General features: G+C 44.6%; 17 protein-coding genes. 7 read left to right on the top strand and 10 right to left on the bottom strand.

The genetic code is table 11. The annotated features are described in order from the left end of the window. Positions 1-173: 173 nt before the first annotated feature. Together AZI87_RS14655 and AZI87_RS14650 are read left to right on the top strand one after the other, a co-directional pair. On the top strand, positions 174-3650 hold the full coding sequence (locus AZI87_RS14655) for a hypothetical protein (RefSeq protein ID WP_063208668.1): 3477 nt from the start codon (positions 174-176) through the stop codon (positions 3648-3650). Positions 3651-3686: 36 nt separating this feature from the next. Then, positions 3687-4778 carry a M24 family metallopeptidase gene (locus AZI87_RS14650; protein ID WP_063208666.1) on the top strand — a complete coding sequence of 364 codons (1092 nt, stop codon included), beginning with the start codon at positions 3687-3689 and terminating at the stop codon, positions 4776-4778. On the opposite strand, the gene AZI87_RS14645 is transcribed toward AZI87_RS14650, so the two are convergent. Then, on the bottom strand, positions 4775-5104 hold the full coding sequence (locus tag AZI87_RS14645; protein WP_253696875.1) for a DUF1904 domain-containing protein: 330 nt from the start codon (positions 5102-5104) through the stop codon (positions 4775-4777). The genes AZI87_RS14650 and AZI87_RS14645 overlap by 4 nt on opposite strands. Before the next feature lie 34 nt (positions 5105-5138). On the opposite strand from AZI87_RS14645, the gene AZI87_RS14640 reads away from it, so the two are divergent. Both AZI87_RS14640 and AZI87_RS14635 read left to right on the top strand, forming a co-directional pair. Beyond that, positions 5139-5921 carry a methyltransferase domain-containing protein gene (locus AZI87_RS14640; RefSeq protein WP_172795530.1) on the top strand — a complete coding sequence of 261 codons (783 nt, stop codon included), beginning with the start codon at positions 5139-5141 and terminating at the stop codon, positions 5919-5921. A gap of 83 nt (positions 5922-6004) precedes the next feature. Beyond that, positions 6005-7516, top strand: coding sequence for a carboxylesterase/lipase family protein (locus tag AZI87_RS14635; protein WP_063208663.1), 1512 nt, complete (start codon positions 6005-6007; stop codon positions 7514-7516). On the opposite strand, the gene AZI87_RS14630 is transcribed toward AZI87_RS14635, so the two are convergent. Next, positions 7517-8086, bottom strand: a complete 570-nt coding sequence (locus AZI87_RS14630; RefSeq protein WP_063208661.1) for a hypothetical protein — start codon at positions 8084-8086, stop codon at positions 7517-7519. A gap of 247 nt (positions 8087-8333) precedes the next feature. On the opposite strand from AZI87_RS14630, the gene AZI87_RS14625 reads away from it, so the two are divergent. Next, entirely contained in the window at positions 8334-9434 is a 1101-nt protein-coding gene (locus AZI87_RS14625) for an OmpA family protein (protein WP_063208659.1), read from the top strand. Between the two features lie 52 nt (positions 9435-9486). Here the strand turns inward: AZI87_RS14625 and AZI87_RS14620 are convergent, their stop codons facing one another. The 7 genes from AZI87_RS14620 to AZI87_RS14590 all read right to left on the bottom strand — a co-directional run bounded on the left by AZI87_RS14620 (position 9487) and on the right by AZI87_RS14590 (position 15583). Further along, positions 9487-9786: a hypothetical protein gene (locus AZI87_RS14620; RefSeq protein ID WP_063208657.1), complete on the bottom strand. Its 300-nt coding sequence runs from the start codon at positions 9784-9786 to the stop codon at positions 9487-9489. Further along, positions 9783-10271 carry an RNA polymerase sigma factor gene (locus AZI87_RS14615; protein ID WP_063208654.1) on the bottom strand — a complete coding sequence of 163 codons (489 nt, stop codon included), beginning with the start codon at positions 10269-10271 and terminating at the stop codon, positions 9783-9785. The genes AZI87_RS14620 and AZI87_RS14615 overlap by 4 nt, the downstream gene beginning before the upstream one ends. 6 nt (positions 10272-10277) lie before the next feature. After that, complete coding sequence (locus tag AZI87_RS14610; RefSeq protein ID WP_063208652.1) at positions 10278-10703, bottom strand: Spy/CpxP family protein refolding chaperone; 426 nt, start codon at positions 10701-10703, stop codon at positions 10278-10280. Between the two features lie 61 nt (positions 10704-10764). After that, the gene (locus tag AZI87_RS14605) at positions 10765-11379 is read right to left on the bottom strand and encodes a pyroglutamyl-peptidase I (protein ID WP_063208650.1); all 615 of its coding nucleotides are present in this window, start codon (positions 11377-11379) and stop codon (positions 10765-10767) included. Then, entirely contained in the window at positions 11376-13103 is a 1728-nt protein-coding gene (locus tag AZI87_RS14600; RefSeq protein ID WP_063208648.1) for an alpha/beta hydrolase family protein, read from the bottom strand. Before AZI87_RS14600 ends, AZI87_RS14605 begins: the two co-directional genes overlap by 4 nt. A 426-nt stretch (positions 13104-13529) precedes the next feature. Further along, the gene (locus tag AZI87_RS14595) at positions 13530-14204 is read right to left on the bottom strand and encodes a FliG C-terminal domain-containing protein (protein WP_253696874.1); all 675 of its coding nucleotides are present in this window, start codon (positions 14202-14204) and stop codon (positions 13530-13532) included. Between the two features lie 245 nt (positions 14205-14449). Then, a complete protein-coding gene (locus AZI87_RS14590; RefSeq protein ID WP_253696873.1) occupies positions 14450-15583 on the bottom strand; it encodes a hypothetical protein in 1134 nt (377 codons plus the stop codon). A 284-nt stretch (positions 15584-15867) separates the two neighbouring features. On the opposite strand from AZI87_RS14590, the gene AZI87_RS14585 reads away from it, so the two are divergent. Together AZI87_RS14585 and AZI87_RS14580 are read left to right on the top strand one after the other, a co-directional pair. Next, positions 15868-16533, top strand: a complete 666-nt coding sequence (locus AZI87_RS14585; protein ID WP_155722583.1) for a hypothetical protein — start codon at positions 15868-15870, stop codon at positions 16531-16533. Between the two features lie 10 nt (positions 16534-16543). Next, positions 16544-17557: an alpha/beta fold hydrolase gene (locus AZI87_RS14580; RefSeq protein ID WP_063208642.1), complete on the top strand. Its 1014-nt coding sequence runs from the start codon at positions 16544-16546 to the stop codon at positions 17555-17557. Between the two features lie 102 nt (positions 17558-17659). Here AZI87_RS14580 and AZI87_RS14575 read toward each other — a convergent pair whose 3' ends face one another. Then, positions 17660-17938, bottom strand: a complete 279-nt coding sequence (locus AZI87_RS14575) for a hypothetical protein (RefSeq protein ID WP_063208640.1) — start codon at positions 17936-17938, stop codon at positions 17660-17662. Positions 17939-18141 lie beyond the last annotated feature (203 nt).

The raw sequence follows: 18141 nt of genomic DNA, 5'->3' as shown, positions 1-18141 counted from the left end.
AGATGGTGTTTTTATATTATCTGGACGCAACGTCACTCGTCGCAAATTATTCAAGCCTGAGTCTCTTTAAGAACAGTATTTCGTTCTAGTAACAAACCTGATCTTTTCGCAACTGGCATTCTACATAAACAACCACTAAGACGTCGTCTTTCACTTTCCATAAGGTAATTGATATGACGTTCGTAAAATCGATCCTCTGTGTCTTAGTCGCGATTTCCGCATTCCCCGCCTATGCCGGGAGCCCCTATTCCCCATCTGAAGGAATTATTGAACAAGGACACGATCCCGTTCTCAACAAGTACCGCCGTAAATATTTTTACGAAGACGGAAAAATCAGTTCCGTAAAACTGAATAGCTTATTGCAGTTCCTAGAATTTCAAAAATCTCTTTTAATGGATTCGGCGAAAATGAATCGTAAAGCCAACCTTATCTTGGTGCATGGCTATGAAAATGACAGGGCAGAGAAAGAAGGTCTTGAAGCCCAAACAGAAGAAGCAGAAACCATTGCTCCGCTGATTTTTGCGATCGAGCACACTCAAGATCTTAAAAACCGCTATCCTCAGATGACGCCCCTTCAAATTCATGAGAAGGTCGAACTCATTCTTCTGTTTATCGGAGCAGGATACACACCTTACCCTAAAACGCTATTTACAGATGCCATCGATCGCGCAAAAAACTTAATCGAAAACTTTTTTGAATTTCCCGTGAATGAGCAGGGCCAGACTCAAGCCAGTAATTTGCTTCTCAACGGTCAGTTCGCCACACAGACGGCGTTAGCGAAATTCAAAGCATCCGGCGGAGACATCAGCTTATTAAACCCGCCCTCTTCACCGATCTGGACTGATAATGAGGTTGAAGCTTACGATCCGTACGCCGAAGTGTATTGGAATAAAAAGTTCTTCCCGGCCCCTGATGTTGAACTTCCCGTTTTTCACTATGAAAGAATGGGGAATGGAACGATTAAATTTAAAACGCACTGGTTTGATGAAAATGAACTGAACAAAAAAGGAAAGCCTAAAAAGAAAGACGTCACCTTGCGTGTCGGATTTGAAGCTTACAATGCTTCGGTCGTAAATCATCTTGCGCGAATCATTGGTTATCCAGCCAACCCCACCACTTTCCGCCGCCATATCAAGTTGGAACTGGGTGATGTTAGTTTTGAAGAATTGGTGACTCAGTGGAAGCGTGTCCACGGAACAGAAATGGGAAGCGCCATCACTCACGTTGAGCGGATCGTCGGTGAAAACGCAGTCATTCTGAAAAACGTGACCTTAGAGGCTTATCCCGATAAAGAAGAGTACCGTCGAATGGGTCCTTTCCGCATGGGAGACAATGGCCTTCGCAATCGCCGCGAATATCGCGCGATGGTACTTTATAATGCCTTGATTTCTTTACAAGACCAGTTTGAGTATCAGGCTCGTGTCGACGCCGTTAAAGATGAAGCGCGAGGCTGGCTTCCTATTTTCTTCATTTCTGATACAAGCTCTGCCCTAGGGCTTCCTGCGATGTTAGGGAATGTAGGAGCCGTGAATGAATTTACCTGGGAATTCACGAAACGGAGCGATGGACAGGTTCGTTTATTCTGGTTCTCTGTATTTAATTCTCGCACATGGAAAGACACCACTTATAGCGATGTGAAATGGTTAGCCCGTCGCTTGGCTCGCATCAGCACCGCACAGATTGATGCTATTATGGCGACTTCGGGTTTCCCGGAACCCGCTGCGAAACTTTACGCCGAAAAGTTTAAATCTCGCCTGAATAAAATGATGACTGATTTTAACTTAGATCAGGAAGGTTATTCCCTTCATCCTGTACTTTCAAAAGAATCTTTGGCGGCAAGCTATCCAGAATACATTAGTGAAAAGGGCTTTCTTAAAGAAGGCGCACAAGAATATCCAGAAAACACTCTTCCGATTTTAGGAAATCGTTTCACGCCCCTGCAGGCTGGAGTCGTCTATACAATCAACTATCTTCAAAACCGCTTTCTCCAAATTTTTAATCCGGCGACTTATGAAAACGCGGGAAACTTCACCATCGATTTAGGTCACGCCACTGTTCATGGCGATATCGGTTATGATGCTTCTCGAAGTGTCAGTGTAAATCCCGAACTTGGACCTGGGCAAAAACGCTATCTTCTTAAAGACAAACTCAGCATCAGCATCCCTATTGGCCTGGTTTCAGACAGAATCACGACCCCCGTAGGTTTGTATTACACCTACACCTTTGAATACATGCATAGTGTTTCGACGATGAAAGAGGTGGGAACGAGCCGTTTCTTTGCCTTGTTAAATCCCTTTAGTATTTTAGACATTCGTCGTTCCCTGGGAATCGGTGAGCAACTGCAAGTCACCCACTCTATCGGGGCTTCAGTGGGAAAAACTAAATTAAAGGTCATCGAAGATATTCAAATTGAAGCCGCCCTTTTAGGATTGAGCTATGCCTCGGTGAAGACTCTGTACTTCGCAAAGCCGCACCCCACATTATTCGAAATTTCAACAGACTATGTCGACGTCGCCTCTTTCCAAACCGGTCTGGACGTTCGCACCTACGTGCGTTTAGCAGCGAATTTTCGAGCTGAAAAAGTTCAGCGCACATATAAAATCTATCGCGTAGACACTCTTAATGAAGACCCTTTGGGACAAGCACAATTGCAAGAGTCCTTCGATTCAGCTCTCATAGATAATGACTTTAGCACTCTGGCTCGCCTCGTGAAACCACACGAATGGACGGAGTCCGCAAGAAATAAAAACTCCCACTTTGCCTTCTTCGTTTGGAATCGTGGAAGAAACTCTGGCGTCAGCGAGTTGACGGTCAATGGTCAAAAACTTTATGTCGCTCACAAAACTGACACCTATGATCGATCTTTAAGTCGCATCTGGAACGACAAAGTCAAAGGCGGACTGGCGGAGCCTGCCGTTAACTTCGTCGGTGAATTTTGGGGTGAAGGAAAATATGTGAATCTAGCTTTTGAAGGTGTTGTAGGTGCCGGTAGTAAAACTTTTTCTGAAATGGAAGTGATGATCACACTTTCGATGTTTGATAATTACTGCACTCGTAAAGAGTTTGAAAACGATTTCAAAAAGTTTTTTAACTCTCGTTCAGGATCTAATAGATATATCCGCTTTGTGATGCCCGATGAGCTCGGAGCATATCCTGAGATCGAAGGCACCATGCGCTGGCAAATATCAAAAGAAGCTATTCATGACATCCTGACAGCCGCTTCTAATATCAATAATCTCGAATATCTTTTACCCGGTGGAGGGCGTTTCCACGACCACTATGAAAACTCTGTTTCGGACGCTCGATCGCAAGTTAAAGATCGTGCCTACAAATTGTCTTATGGAATTAAAAAAGGCACCACACCGTTTGGAAAACCTTACCCTTTGAGTGACCAAGCAAAAGATCTGATCTATGTTCTAGATCATTTAATTGGACGAAAAGCCGAGTACATAGGACAGCTTCGTAAGTTAACAAAAGACGAAAAAATTTGGGTGACAACAAATATATCCAACATGCTAGAGCTCAGTCACCCGACCTTTAGGCACCAAAAACAAAGTGAATTTTGGGGTCCCGAGATTGGGAAGTATCAAGGTCATAGCTATTTAGATCGCTTCCGTCGAACTGTGTTATTGCAGCCGGTATTCCAATAACTTGTTTGTGCGGACGGGCTGGCCGATCCTAACTCTATGAGTGAGGCGGTCAGAAAAATCGACATTGTGCGCGAGCTCATGAAGGCTCATGACTTAGAGGCCGTCTTACTAAAAGGTGTAGACTGGTTTAGCTGGGTCACCGGTGGCGGAAATAGCGTCGTCATCTATACTTCCGAAGTCGGTGTCGCTGAAGTTCTTATAACACAAGAAAAAGCCTGGGTTCTTACCGATGCTATTGAGCGCGAAAGGCTTCTCAATGAGGAAGTGCCACCGATTTTCGCACTATTGGCATTTCCTTGGGAAAATATCAACTCCTCCCAAGACTTCGTTCATCAACACTTAAAGATTTCGCGATGTGCTTCGGATCGCCCCTCCAGTCGAGAACTTCCGCTGCACTTTGACTTTCACAAGGCAAAAATGACCTTAGGTGATGACGAGGTAGAACGTTATCGGAAACTAGGAAAAGACGCCGCAGAAGCCATGACGGAAGCGCTTTCTTTTGCGACACCTGAGTGGACTGAGTTTGACGTCGCTTCTGAAGGAGCGCGTTCTTTACTTCGCCGAGGAATCGATCCCACATTGGTCATGGTGGGCAGTCATCGACGCATGCAGATTTATCGCCATCCTATCGCGACTGAAGAAAAAATCGGTGACGCCGCCATGATGGTGTTCTGCGCCCGCCAAGGAGGGCTTTATGCAAATCTCACCCGCTTCGTTTACTTTCGCAAACTGAAAGACGAAGAAAAGCGGCATCATCAACATGTGATGGAAGTCGAAAACGCCGTCTTAAAAGCGTGTCTGAAAAAACCAAGTATGAGTTCTTTGTATCAAGTTTTAAAGAGTAGTTACACTCAGCGCGGATATCCGGAAGAGGTTCATCGCCATCATCAAGGAGGGCTCACAGGGTATCTTTCCCGGGAACACGTGGCGCGCCCCGAGTCGCCAGAAGACTTTCGCATATTTGATTCTTGCGCGGTCGCGTGGAACCCAACACTGCCAGGAGCAAAAATTGAAGATACGATATTAGTAAACGATAAAGGTCTAGAAATCCTTACTGTTGACGAGCGCTGGCCAACACAAGAATACGAAGGACTGCGCCGTCCTCAACCTTGGATCAAAGAACCTTAGAAATGTTTTCCATTTTCGTAATACGCTGTTTTTTCCAAAACTTGAAACACAACGACGACATCGTCACACTTCATCGCTTCTTTTACTTTTGTAGTAATAATTTCGGCACAGCGATTCTGCACTTCTTGTGAACGCGCGAACCACAGAACTTCGATAAAGGGATAAGAAGCGTCGGCTTTTCCCATATTGAAAAATTGAGTCGCAACAGCTTCGAAAGTGAAATTATCTTCAGAGGTACTCATCTCTGCCGCCAAGATTTTTGGCAGTTCAAAACTCATTTGGCTTACAACTTCGGTTTTAATTGCGCGCATGCGAATATGAGGCATGATGGAAGTATCACTGAAACCAAGGACATTGTCTATGAGTAAAGATACTTGGAATCCCCAGCAATATCATAAATTCGTTAACGAACGTTCTCAGCCCTTCTTCGATCTGATGGAAATGGTGGACAGTAAAACTTCCCTACGACGCGTGGTGGACCTCGGCTGCGGCGCCGGGGATTTGACCGAAACTCTACATCGGACGATGCATGCTCAAGAAACTTTGGGTTTTGATACTTCAGATGCGATGCTAGAAAAGGCGAAAAATATTTCTGTCGAAGGTTTGCATTTTAAAAAAGAATCCATTGAAAACATCGGGCAACACGGAAAGTTTGATTTGATATTTTCAAACGCGGCAATTCAATGGTGTGAGAATCATCCGGCCCTTTACAAAGAGCTCAAAGATTCTTTGCAACCTCAGGGACAGCTCGCCGTTCAAATGCCAATGAATCACGACTATCCGACACATATTCTTGCCGTCCGCATGAGCGAAGAAGAAAAGTGGTTAAAACTTTTGCAAGGGGAATCCTACAAACAACATCTGACCATGTTGACTCCCGAAGCTTACGCGACCCTTCTTTTTAGATTGGGCTTTAAAGAGCAGAAAGTCCTTCAACGAGTTTATGCCCACGTTATGAACTCACGTGAAGATGTCATCAGTTGGGTGAAAGGAAGCCTGCTCACTTACTTCCAAAGCAGACTCTCTGCAGATGATTTTTCCGATTTTACGGAAGAATACAAAGAGCGCCTTTTTCACGAACTTCCTGATGACAAACCTTTTTTCTATCCGTTCAAACGCATCCTAATGTGGGCGCGATTGTAGATGCTTACACACCTAGAGTGGTAAGTAAGTTTCTTACAGTTATTAAACTTTATCGTTAGAAAGCTTCAAAGTATTAAAAGACTATGAAGCTTTTTTTATTTGTGCTTTCCACAATGATGATAGGACTCCAAACAATCGCTTCTCCCCGATTGCAAATTAGCACAGGCCAACTTGAAGGGACTTTCGGGGCCTATGATACCGAAGCATTTCTAGGAATTCCTTATGCCTCCCCACCCGTGGGCCATCTTCGTTGGAAAGCACCTCGGGCCGTGAGGGCGTGGAAGGCAAATTTAAAGGCCAAGGAGCTTCCCTCCGTCTGTCCTCAGATCGGCAACTACTTTTCAAATGTTCCTTCTTCACAATTCGGAGTTCCCGTAGGGAACGAAGATTGTCTTTACCTTAATGTATGGAAACCGAAAGCTTCCAAAGAAAAACTCCCCGTCGTTTTTTGGATTCACGGTGGGTCTAACTTTAAAGGAACAGCATCGGACCCTCTGTATGATGGATCCTATTTAGCCGCGAGCGCTCATGTCGTATTCGTTAGCGTCAATTATCGTTTAGGACTTCTGGGGGCAATATCTTCTCACTATTTAGATGGAAATAAATGGGACCGGTCCGGAAATTTCACAACCTTGGATTTAGTCAGTGCTTTAACCTGGGTGCAAAAAAATATTGAACACTTTGACGGCGATATCAATAACGTAACCATTATGGGTCAATCCGCTGGGTGTATGAATGTCTGGGGACTTTTGCAAACGCCCCTTGCAAAGAATCTATTTCATAAAGCGGTGTGCTCTGCAGGTCTCCCGAATATTTATCCTCGGAAGCTTGCTGAGTCCCGCGCCACAGATTTTTTGGAAACTCTGATCCTGAATAGAGGACTTGTCGATTCCAAAGACGAAGCCGCTGACTTCCTGAAAACTAGAAGCCGTGAATGGCTCCGAAAATTTATGTCTTCTTTGAGCACAGACGAAATCATTCGTGCTCAACATTATTCGGTCCCTCTTCAACATTTCGTGGACGATTTTGTTTTTCCGGTGGGCCTCCAAGAGACCGTTTTAGGAAAGTACCACCAGGTTCCTTTAATAATAGGTTCTACGGACGATGAAGCCACCTATCTTATTGGCAGCTACTTCTTAAAGCCTTCTGCCACGGAACTTTGGAATCTGATTCAAAACTCGCCGGCGGATCTTTCAGTGCATGATTTAATCAAGGTTGACGCCAACACTTATCGTGCAACAACGGCGTCAGGAAGTCTTGCAATGTCTCAAACCACAGACGCTCTTTCGCATCTTATGCGCACTCATCAGGACAACGTCTATAAATACACTTTTAAATGGAAGCAGACCCCTTCCCCTTGGAAGGAAGTTTTCGGCGCGGTTCACGGAATGGACGCTATGTTTTACTTAGGTAACTTCGAAACTGAAAAAGAAAATTTCGCGCGCTTTGCTTGGACCAAAGAAAATAAAAAATCCAGAGAAGAACTGCGTGCGACGATGTCACACTATTTTAGATCATTTTTTTGGACTGGAAGTCCCAACCTTCTTCTTCCCAAGAAGCTTCCTCCCTGGGAAAAAGAAATCACTTTTGAATAATTATTCGTTGTTAGCAGCTGAGGCTTTACCTTTTTTCTTTTGCGCTGCCAGCTCCAATTCACAGACTTTCACTTTTGTTTCGTACTCGTCCTGACGCTTTTCTAAAGTGTTTTTGTAGTCTTTAAAGCGCGCCAAACGGTCTTTTAAATACTCCTCAGAAACTCCGACGATACGTTTTTTATCTTCCACACCGATGGATGAAAAATCATCATCCGGAGTAACATACTGTCTTGATTCCGTCCAACGTACTTTGCCATCCCCACTGTTTTCCACACTGCCAAGCGAAACTCTGCAATCGCGCAAAACTCCGTAAAGGCCACGATTGTCTAGGTATCGAGGGCCACCCAGGACCTTCGCTTCTAAATCGTACACATCTAACTCTAGACGGCGAAGCTCTTCGCTCATGACGACTTTGCGTTGGTACACCATATCTCCGTCTTTCACGCCGACGACGGAATCACCACGCACGGGTGCTGACATACCTACGGTCGTATCAATGTCTTTTGCTTTGTGTTTTGATGAACAGGCTGCAACAGCGAACACTGCACATACTAGAAGTAACTTACGCATACATCCTCCACGAGTTCTGCTTCTTCACTGTAGCAGGGCAACCGACAAGGTCAAATTCTATGCGCCATGACGATCCCAAGACGTTTCAGATTAAGACCAGGATCGAATTACGCCGCGGTAACTTCTTTTTGGGACAGATGCCTAGTCTGCGTCATTTATCTCGACAAACCTACATTCTTTAGGCCTGTGAAAATTTGATTCTGTGCATGAGAGGTAAATACTAAAGCTGACAAAAAAGGAGACTACCATGAAAACACTGATCCTCACTGCAATACTATGCGTTGGTTCCTTTTCTTACGCGAATCAAGCAGACCAAGAGTCAACATCCAGTACGATGGAGTTCACTCGAGAAGAAGCTGAAACAGCTCCCCGAGGCCTCTTACCCTTCATTGGGCTAGGTGGTGGTTACACTGGATATGACGAAGATGGTTCCGCGGAAGGAACACCCGCAACACTCAAATTATTAGGTTCCTGGTACCTACAGGCCCCCGTGGTTTTTGACCTAGGTTACGGGGTGAACAACCAACAATTCTCACAAGCTGGTGACAATGAAGACACAGCCATGACAGGTGGCGCGTTGGAATTTGCGGCTCGCTATCGCTGGGATAGTACACGTTGGCAAGCCGGTGTCGTAGGCAACCAATTTTATGAACAAGGTCAGGACTTAGGCGCCGATCAAGGGGACGCGCACTTCGTTGGCTTGCAAGCTTTGAAAGAATTCAATCTTTCACCAAGTTGGTTAGCCCGCTTAGGAGCCCGCGCGATGGCGATGACAAATACTGTAGATAATAACGTCTACATGTATTTGATTGATTTGCAAATCGGTTGGAACCCTTCGGCGTACAGAACTTCGGTCAGAACAACAGAAAATCCTGTCGAGACTGAAGAAACTATCGTTGAAGAGGTTGTCGAACCTGCTCGTCCTGTCGCGGATGTTGAACCCGCTGCCGCCCTGGGAGCCGTTGGCTTAACAGCCTTAGTTGAAGATGAATCCAATATCGAGTTCCCGACAGCTAAAGCCACGGTCTCTCCCGAAGATAAAGAGAAACTGGCTAGCATCGCCGGTGTCCTCGAGGAAAATAAAGACCTCTATGATCGAGTTGAAATCCACGGATACGCCGATTCTACAGGAAGTGAACAATTCAACCAACAACTGTCTGAACAACGTGCCGAACAGGTTCGTTCCATCTTACAACAAAATGGTTTAGATGATGTCGATGTCGCCGCTGTCGGTAAAGGAACTGCCGATTCTACCGGCATGCAAGATTCGGATCGTCGCGCCGAATTGATCTTTATTGGGGTCAAAGATGAGGCGAAACTTCGTGAGGCTTTATCAACGATTGAATAATCTTTGATAGCTGACGATAAAAAAGATCTGGCTTAATAAAGTCAGGTCTTTTTTATTTTTCAAATACCGTGACAAATTCTTGATCTATTTCCGAATCGACTTCACTTTGCATCTCGGCCCACTCCTGCTGAAGATAGACTTCTTCTTCATTCATTTGCGAAGGCGCTGTTTCAAATCGCAGGAACACCACAGCTACTAAAGATGTCATCAAAGTAGGAAATAAGATCCACGCAATACGTCGCGGTCTTTCTGCCTGAATATGAGCCCAGATGCGAGATGACTCCGCATAATCCGCTTCGGGAGCTTTACTGGCGTGAGCCTTTAAAAAGTCCTTTAAAGATTTATCATTCATACTTGCACTCCTTTTCTGGCCATGAGTTCAGTCATCCTCGTGCGCGCCTGACTCAAGCGCGACTTCACCGTACCTTCCGGAATACTGAGCGCTTCAGATATTTCTTTAATGCTCTGATCCTCCAGATAAAACAAAACGACAACGGCGCGATTCTCAATGCTCAAAGAGGAAAGCATAAGATCCACCAGTTGACGGTTGGAAAGATCAGACTCTAAAGAGTTTTCCACTTCGATGATTGGAAGCTCTTCTAATTTTTTATTCTTACGAAGATAATCGACGGCACAGTTATAGGCGATTCGAAAGATCCAGGTCGAAGCTTCACTTTCGCCACGAAACTTATCTCGATACTCCCAGGCCTTCATAAACGTTTCTTGCGTGAGATCCTTCAAAGGACCTTCTCCCGCTAAACGAAAAAGAAGACCACGCACTTTCGTGGCATGGACTTCATAAAGTTTATGAAATGACTCTGCAGTTTTAGCGCTCACGTCGATTTATTTTCCCTGGCTAAAAAGTTTCGCCTTTTGTTCATCTGTTAAAACATCACGAGCGTCCAAAATGCTTTCTAAGCGAAGCTTCCCCAGCTGTTCTTTTTTATCAATCATAGCTTGGAACGCTTGTCGAACTTCTTCACGAGAAGCGTTGGAACGAATTGATTGTTTGAATTTATGGCGCGCCTCTTTCGCTTCAGCACGCAGCTTTTCGGACTCCGCCTGTTTAGCTTCACGGATGGCTTTGAGTTTTGCGGATTGCTCTTCACTCAGTCCCAGCTCTTTCATCTTCTCTGGATTAAAGTGCTTTTCCATTGGGACAATTTCATCCTTGTGGCGGCCGCCGTCGCGTCCAGGACCACGGGCTAAGGCCGGGCCGGAAATAACAGATAGGACCACGATGGATGCAAGAAATTGATTCAATTTCATTGTTCCTCCTCTTTGCTTCCTTAGACGAAACAAGCGTTCAGAAGGTTCATTTTTATTTTTCTCATTTTGAAATTGCGGCCACTTGCGAAAGGATTTCAATTAAAACCGCCTTCATGGTCTCTAGCTCCATATACGGCGTTCCTGCGGCTTTGTCGACCACTTGCTCTTTGAGATACGGCACATGAATAAAACACGCGGCAGAGGCTTTTCCGTTCGTTTTAAGCCACTGCAGAACTTGATAGTAGGTGTAGTTGCAAACATAGCCACCCGCACTTAAGGAAATTTCTACGGGAAGATCCTTTTGAATCAAAACCTCTTTCCAAGTAGTAACAGGCGCTGACGTAAATAGAGCGCTGGCAGCACCTTCTTCAATCACTCCCCGTGAAGGCTTATATCCATCTTCATCAGGATGTTCGGTCTCGATCCAGTTTAATGCCACTCGCTCTAAGGAGACTTTATTTCGGCCCCCTGCTTGCCCGAGCATAAGAATGACGTCATAGGTGTTCTGCTGCAGATAACTTTTGACGTGCTTATGTGCTTCAGTGAATGACACGGGCAATAGCAGCGTTTCAGCTTGATGAGCAAAATCCCTCTTGAGCCAATCAAGAAGGATTTTGCTGGGATTTATCTTTTCATTTAAAAAGGGCTCAAACCCTGTTACGAGGATCTTCCTCATTCGAAATGGCTTCTCCAAGTCATGTAAAAATCACTGCTACTAGTACCACTTAATGGATGGCCCTTGATACGGAATTCTACTTTCGTATTAAATTCACGTGTCATTGCTTGCGCTTCGGCATCAGTGCGAGGAACACGAGCCCCTAAGGCTTTCAGACTTGAAATCGGAATCCAGTATTCACGCTTTTGCACACAAGCGCCTGAAGCATTCCACGGACCCGACGTAGAACAACTGTCAGCGCCATTCCAGTTGAACAAACGGAAGGTCACCTTCACCTCTTCTGATTGAGAGTAGAAAGTGAAGCTTTGTCCCACGTGCTCTTGAGTCGTGCCGATTTTCTTAAAACCAAATGTCCAAGGAAGTTCTTGTTTTTGGTTGTAAGACTCTACGAACTCGGGGCTGTGATTCAGAACGAAAGTTCTTAATACGGCCGCAGAAGCCGCCATGCCGTATGCAGAAGAAAAGCCGCAGTGATTTCCATAGTTCAAGTTCAACGTACCCACGATCGGAGAGTTTTCATATTGATCGCTATACTCGACGACTTCGGTGTTGATCTTGTTACTCACGACCATATCATCGCGAGAAGCCCATAACATCAGTGGCGTCTTCACTTCGTCTTTCCAATTCCAGAAGTTATTACTTTTGAAGTAGGATTCAGGAGTACTGGCGATACCACGACGTTTTAAAGATTCAGAGGCCAACAAACCGATATAATCCGGCATGTTTCTGCGACTGCCCGGAATATTTTCGTCGGTAATAAGATCCGGGACGTCTTTCACGTATTCGCGCGCTTCTCTGAAGTGGTCTTTCGTCATCTTCGTAAAGATGCGACCGACGATTTGACCTCCATAAAGCTTATCTAAAGTGGGACGAAGACTCACGACGCCACAGATAGATGTGACAGAGTTAAAAACTTTTTTCCCATTAGCCAGAGGATATTTGTCGTTGAAAGCCGCACCCAGAACCGCCGCGTTTCCACCCAAGCTAATACCCATTAAATGAACACTCGAGATACGGTCTTTGTGTTCCCATTTCTCCAGCATCCACTTGCCAACTTCCAAAGATTCGTAACCTTCCGACCAGCCACCTAAAGTCACGCGCTTGTTATTGTAGATATAGTCCATTCCCGTCTGATTCGCTAAGAACAGAAGATTGAACGGGCTTTGGTCAAATAACATCATAGTGTAAGCTTTGATCGAAGCTGATTGGACTGCAGAACAGAACACACCACAGCGTACGATCACTAAGGGTCGTGGACGCGGATCATTCTTCATCGCTAGAATCGCTGGCACCTTTGTACCATCAGCAAGTTTAATCACAACTTGCTTGATTTGTGGATGTGTGAACATTGGATAGATATAACTTGAATACTTCAAAAGTCCCAAGATACCTAACGTCGAACGACGAGTGAGCTCTGCAGAGCAGTTCTTAAAATATTTATTTACCGTAGCGTAGTATTGGGCTGTTGTTAGTTTCTTACCAACGACACTATCTTCAAAGCGACGCGGATCACATCCAGGGCTGATATCTTTTGTACTAAGTCCATCTGGGACTTCATCCATAAGACCTTGAACCTTGGGAACATCCTCACCTGATTCTTTGGCTAGTTCTTGATAAAAAAGAGTTTCAGAATCGACTCCCGCTTTTCCGACGGATTGCGCCTGAGCGATCGCAGTTACTGACAAAAACGTTCCAACACACATGCTGAAAATCTTAGCTGACATTTTTTACCTCACGTACTTCATGAGGCCTATCGACTAGGGTTTCGTCGGGGTTTAGAGAAAACTAATTTCGTCAAAACTCTTTACAAAATTAGGGACTTTTCGCTGGAAACTCGCCGAACTTCGTTTCGTTGCGATACATTTTTCGCGTCTTTTCGAGGAGCTACCTATGTCCGAACTAAGAGGTTGAAATCGCAACGACTCACATTCCAAAACGACTTCTCCGGACCAGCCATCAAGACAGAATGATGGTGGCCCATATAGAAAATTGCGATTGAAGAAAGAAGGATTCACGAAACCAGTCGTCCCGGTTCGTGACTTTGAGTTTGTGATGATGACGAATCAATGGAAATCTGGTGCGATGGATAGAAATGAAAAAGGTGAAGTATTAAACTCCACCTTTTTTATTTTTTCTTTTAACTCTGTAAACTAAGCGATCTTCTTAATCTGCGCCAACTTGTCTTTAAGAACAGAGTTCTCGTGCTTCAAAGCATTCACTTCTGAAGCCAACTGATTCATCTTACGTTTTAAGAACTCCACCTCTTGGGAAGCAGGTTCTGAAGACTCACCAACGATATTAGGCTTCGCATCTTTCTTCGCCACATCCACTTCATATGTTGGGACAGCGAAAGCATTCACACTCAACATCTCTTCAATATTTTCAGGAATATGAAGCTCGGGATCTACCTTTTCAAGACGGATAATACCTTGAGAAACAAATCCACGCACATCAGACAGCATTTTTGAAATGCACGTCGATTTCTCTGCGGGAGTTGGGTTCGACTCGGCCATAAGATCCGTGATTTTGCGTTTTGAAATCGGCGGCAAACAACCCAGTAGTTGCTCAACTTGCTCTGGAGGATTTCCGTGCATTGCATTCGCCAACGTCAATGGCTGCACACGAGAAAAGATCTCGACCAAGTATTGACCATCCCAAGAATAGACGCGCGTAATAGTCAGAATGCGCTTACGAAGTGCCTCTTCCCACGCAGGACTCTCCCCCGCAATCAATGTAAGAAACTGTTCCCGCTTTGTCGCTGGTGATGTCTCCAACAATTGTAATAATTGATAAAAGCCGCCCTTTTTTTTGTATCTGTCTAACATGCCCATATGTTTAGATGTATCGGAAACACAATCCAGGACTAAAGCATTAGCGAAAATAAATCTGATTCAGCCGCACAATTACCGCACGGCCTATTTCCACCGTTCTAGTTTGCAACACATATATAATTAATCACATCAGTTCACGTCTCATCGCGAGACTGCACATAAGCTCTTACCAATAAAAGAAAAAGGACTCCATTATAGAATCCTTTTTTTAAAAACCTTATTCAGATTTAACTTAAATCTTACTGCAAAGACTCACACTTATAAGACAAGCTTACGCTTGTACCTGGGGTCAGATATTGGTTGAACTTCAATGTCTTTCCATCCATGTAGTGAGACACCGGCGAACCAGACACCGTCACCACAAGGTCTGTAGGATTAGAACAGTTCAACACGATATCTTTGATACGCTCTGTGATCTTCGTGCGAATTTGACCAAGCTGAGTCGTATAATCCGAAGAACAGATATCAGCCGCATTACCCCAGCCTTGATTTGTGAAAGCCAAGTAAACGTTACCAATGCTACCTGTTACCATACCCGTTGTTACAGAGTAGCCATCCAAAGTCTGACTGTTCTGTTGATTCAAGCAGGCATTATCTTTAACAACAATCGCGTGCACACTCAAAGAGTTGTACTTATCTTCACCCAATTTGCTTTTCACATTCGAGATCAAGTAAGACGGTTGATCCATTTGATCCAAGTAGTAACCTTGGTTTCCATAAAGACCACTTCTTTCATCTTCATCGGCCAAGAAAATCACAGCCAAGTGAGCGTCCGAACGGATAAAGCTAGAAGGATTGTTATTCACCACCAAGTTCGCTGCATAAACGCCACGCTCGTCACCTGATGGACAGTTCTGAGCATAAGCAGAAGAGTAAGCTGAAGAGTTGATAGACTCTCTGTTACCACCATTATTACGGATCCAGTTTGCGATAAACTTCTCACACGCCAAAGTTTCTGGTCTTTGAATCGTCGAGTAGAATAATGTGTAGCGATCGCTCATTTGATTAGTGATGTAATTTACGCCTGACTTAAATGGAATCAGAGAACCTGCTCCTGATCCAGCAACATCTGTTGTCGTCATCGCGATTCGGTAATCGATTTTTTTACTATCAAGATCCGCGATGAAGTTTTGGAAACGAGGAGCAAGACGAGCTTGTTCAAACGACATCGAAGCAGAGTTGTCGTTCACTATTAGAATGTCGACTTTGCCATAGCCTGCTGTTGCTGAGTATTCGAAAGAATACTTTCCATCAACGACCACGCAGCCGCTATCTTTACATTTACTGTCATCCAACGAGAACTTCACTGGGGAACATCCCACATAAAGTCCTACCAAAAAGGACAATGCTGCCATTCTAGTGAGCGTATTCATAGACACCTCTCTCACTCAATTACTTCCAAGCCTGATGCCAGAAAAAGCAGCGCGGCCTAAGTGTTTGATTTTACTCGATTTATACCTTTATCTCTTTTACACAGTGGCCCTTCCTGGTTGTCGAAGTCTTAGACAAGAGCCCGCGAAGGACACTTTTTTGCCGTGAAATTTCGAAGACTTATCTCTTTCAAGAGACCTAGTCCGAAGAAGCGATTTTGGGCTCTGAGGCGAAAGGCTTTGAGGCTGCCTCAAAACTTTCCAATAATATTCAAGCGAGGTGCACCATGCTTTACAAAATTTTGGGCGTTTTAATTATCGCTGCGGCAGGAGTTCTAGCTTACATCACCCTTCAACAAGATGACGGTGGTCTTCTTGCAGTCGGCAAAAAAGAAAAGAAGGAGCAAGCCTGCGTTCAACTGACTCCCGCGCAACAACTGGCTCAAATGATCAACGATGATTTTCATGCCCTCGCGCAAGCACAACAGCTTCCTGCGCAGTGGAACTCAATTGCGACCGTAGAAATCCGCATGAACTCTGAGCTTGCCAAGGCCATTCTCGGCAAACAGCGTCCTCACATTCAAAGAGTGAAAGAGGGCACGGCATTTCTAGAGATGGAGTTCATGGATCTGCCAGATGAGGAAAATCCTGGGATCATTATTCAAGCGAGCCTTTTCGATATTAAATCAAAAAATAAAATCTTTGAAGTCGGTCGCACTTATACGATGGACAACCTAAACAAAATTACTCCGCTGGAAGTTCCAACTCCACCGCCAGCAGCTCCAGCACCGAGTGCGGCTCCGACACAAACTGCGGCCCCCGATACAAATCCTGCGCAAGCACAGCAACAAAACGTCGCACCTGCGCAAGGTCAAAACACAAATACTCAACAAGCGCCAGCTCCCGCTATAAACTCCACTCCAACAGCAACTCCATCGGCACCTCAGAAATAGGAGAACGTGAATGAAAAAATGGACTGTCGCTTTAGGTTTATTAGCACTCACTGCGTGCGCGGGAAAAACAGTAAAAGACAATGCCTCGGAAACAACGACGTCTAAGGGTTTCAACGCAGAACTTTCAACTTATCAATACCCATTTCCGGTGCAGTACTATTCTTTAAAATCCCAAGAGCAAGATTTGAAAATGGCTTACATGGATATTCCAGCCGGTCGTCCTAGCGATAAAGTCATTGTCCTACTTCATGGCAAGAACTTCCCTGGAGCTTACTTTGAACAAGTGATCTTAGGCTTGAATCAAGAAGGCTATCGCGTAATCGTTCCTGATCAAATCGGTTTTGGAAAATCATCAAAGCCGCAGAAGTATCAATATAGCTTTCAAACTCTGGCTCAAAATACTTCTAATTTGCTAGCAAGCTTAAATGTTCAAAAGTTTCATCTGCTAGGACACTCCATGGGTGGAATGGTCGCTTCTCGTTTCGCTTTGATGTATCCCGAAAAAGTAACGAAATTATTTTTAGTGAATCCGATTGGTTTAGAAGATTGGAAGACCATGACGTCGTATAGAAATATCGATGAGTCTTACAAATCTGAATTAGCGACAACGCCAGAAAAGATTAAGCAATACCAGCTTGATAGTTATTATGACGGCAAATGGAAGCCAGAATACGATAAGTGGTTAGAGATCCCTACTGGCTGGTTGCAAGGCCCAGACTATCCACTGATTGCTTGGAATGCCGCTTTAACTTCAGACATGGTTTTCACACAACCCGTATTCTATGAATTCAAAAACATCAAAGTTCCGACCGTATTGATCATTGGCGACCGCGATCGCACCGCCGTCGGCAAAGCGTGGGCTTCTGAAGACATGAAAAAGAAAATGGGCAATTACCCCATCATCAGCCGTCAGGTAACTAAGATGATTCCAAAAGCAAAACTCGTAGAACTCAAAGGCCTAGGCCACATGCCTTTCGTCGAAGACTTCGAGGTTTTCTGGAAAGCACTAACAAAGAATTTATAGGTTACGCGATTAGAGATTTAAATCTTTGAATTAGAAGGGAAAGAAAATTCTTTCCCTTATTTTTGCGAAGCGAGATCTAAACTTTCAGTTGCAGATTTTAATTCAAGATAGTGCGCGAGAAATAATATCTTCAGCTACTACATCAACTGAGTTCCCAGTCGACATACCCATCTGATTTTTAATCACCAGGGACATTCTTTTATCGGGACAAAAGCGCATACAGGAAGTGAATGAGACATTCCACTCCACATCGGGACGAAGTTCCTTCAATCGAGCGACGAGCTCTTGCAAAAACTTCTTCTTAATAAGAAATGTACTTTCCTCTACTCCTTCAGCCGATCTCACAACACAGCCCGAGCAGATTTCCACGTTTTGCTTCATGCTTCCATCGTATCAAGCTTGATGACTCTCATTAAGCAGAAAGAATAAGGCTACAACACTATAGGAAAACTCGTTGCAGATGGCTGTTTTACCCTGGCTGTGAGCGCTTAACCGCACCATTTAAAGACAACTTTAGATTCACTTCCATCGTGGAAGTAATTTTCGGGCAAGAACAACACGGGATAACGCATCAGCTTACTGCC

The sequence above is a fragment of the Bdellovibrio bacteriovorus genome, from assembly GCF_001592745.1.
GTDB classification, from domain to species: Bacteria; Bdellovibrionota; Bdellovibrionia; order Bdellovibrionales; family Bdellovibrionaceae; genus Bdellovibrio; species Bdellovibrio bacteriovorus_B.
This window is presented reverse-complemented; position numbering and strand designations above follow the sequence as displayed.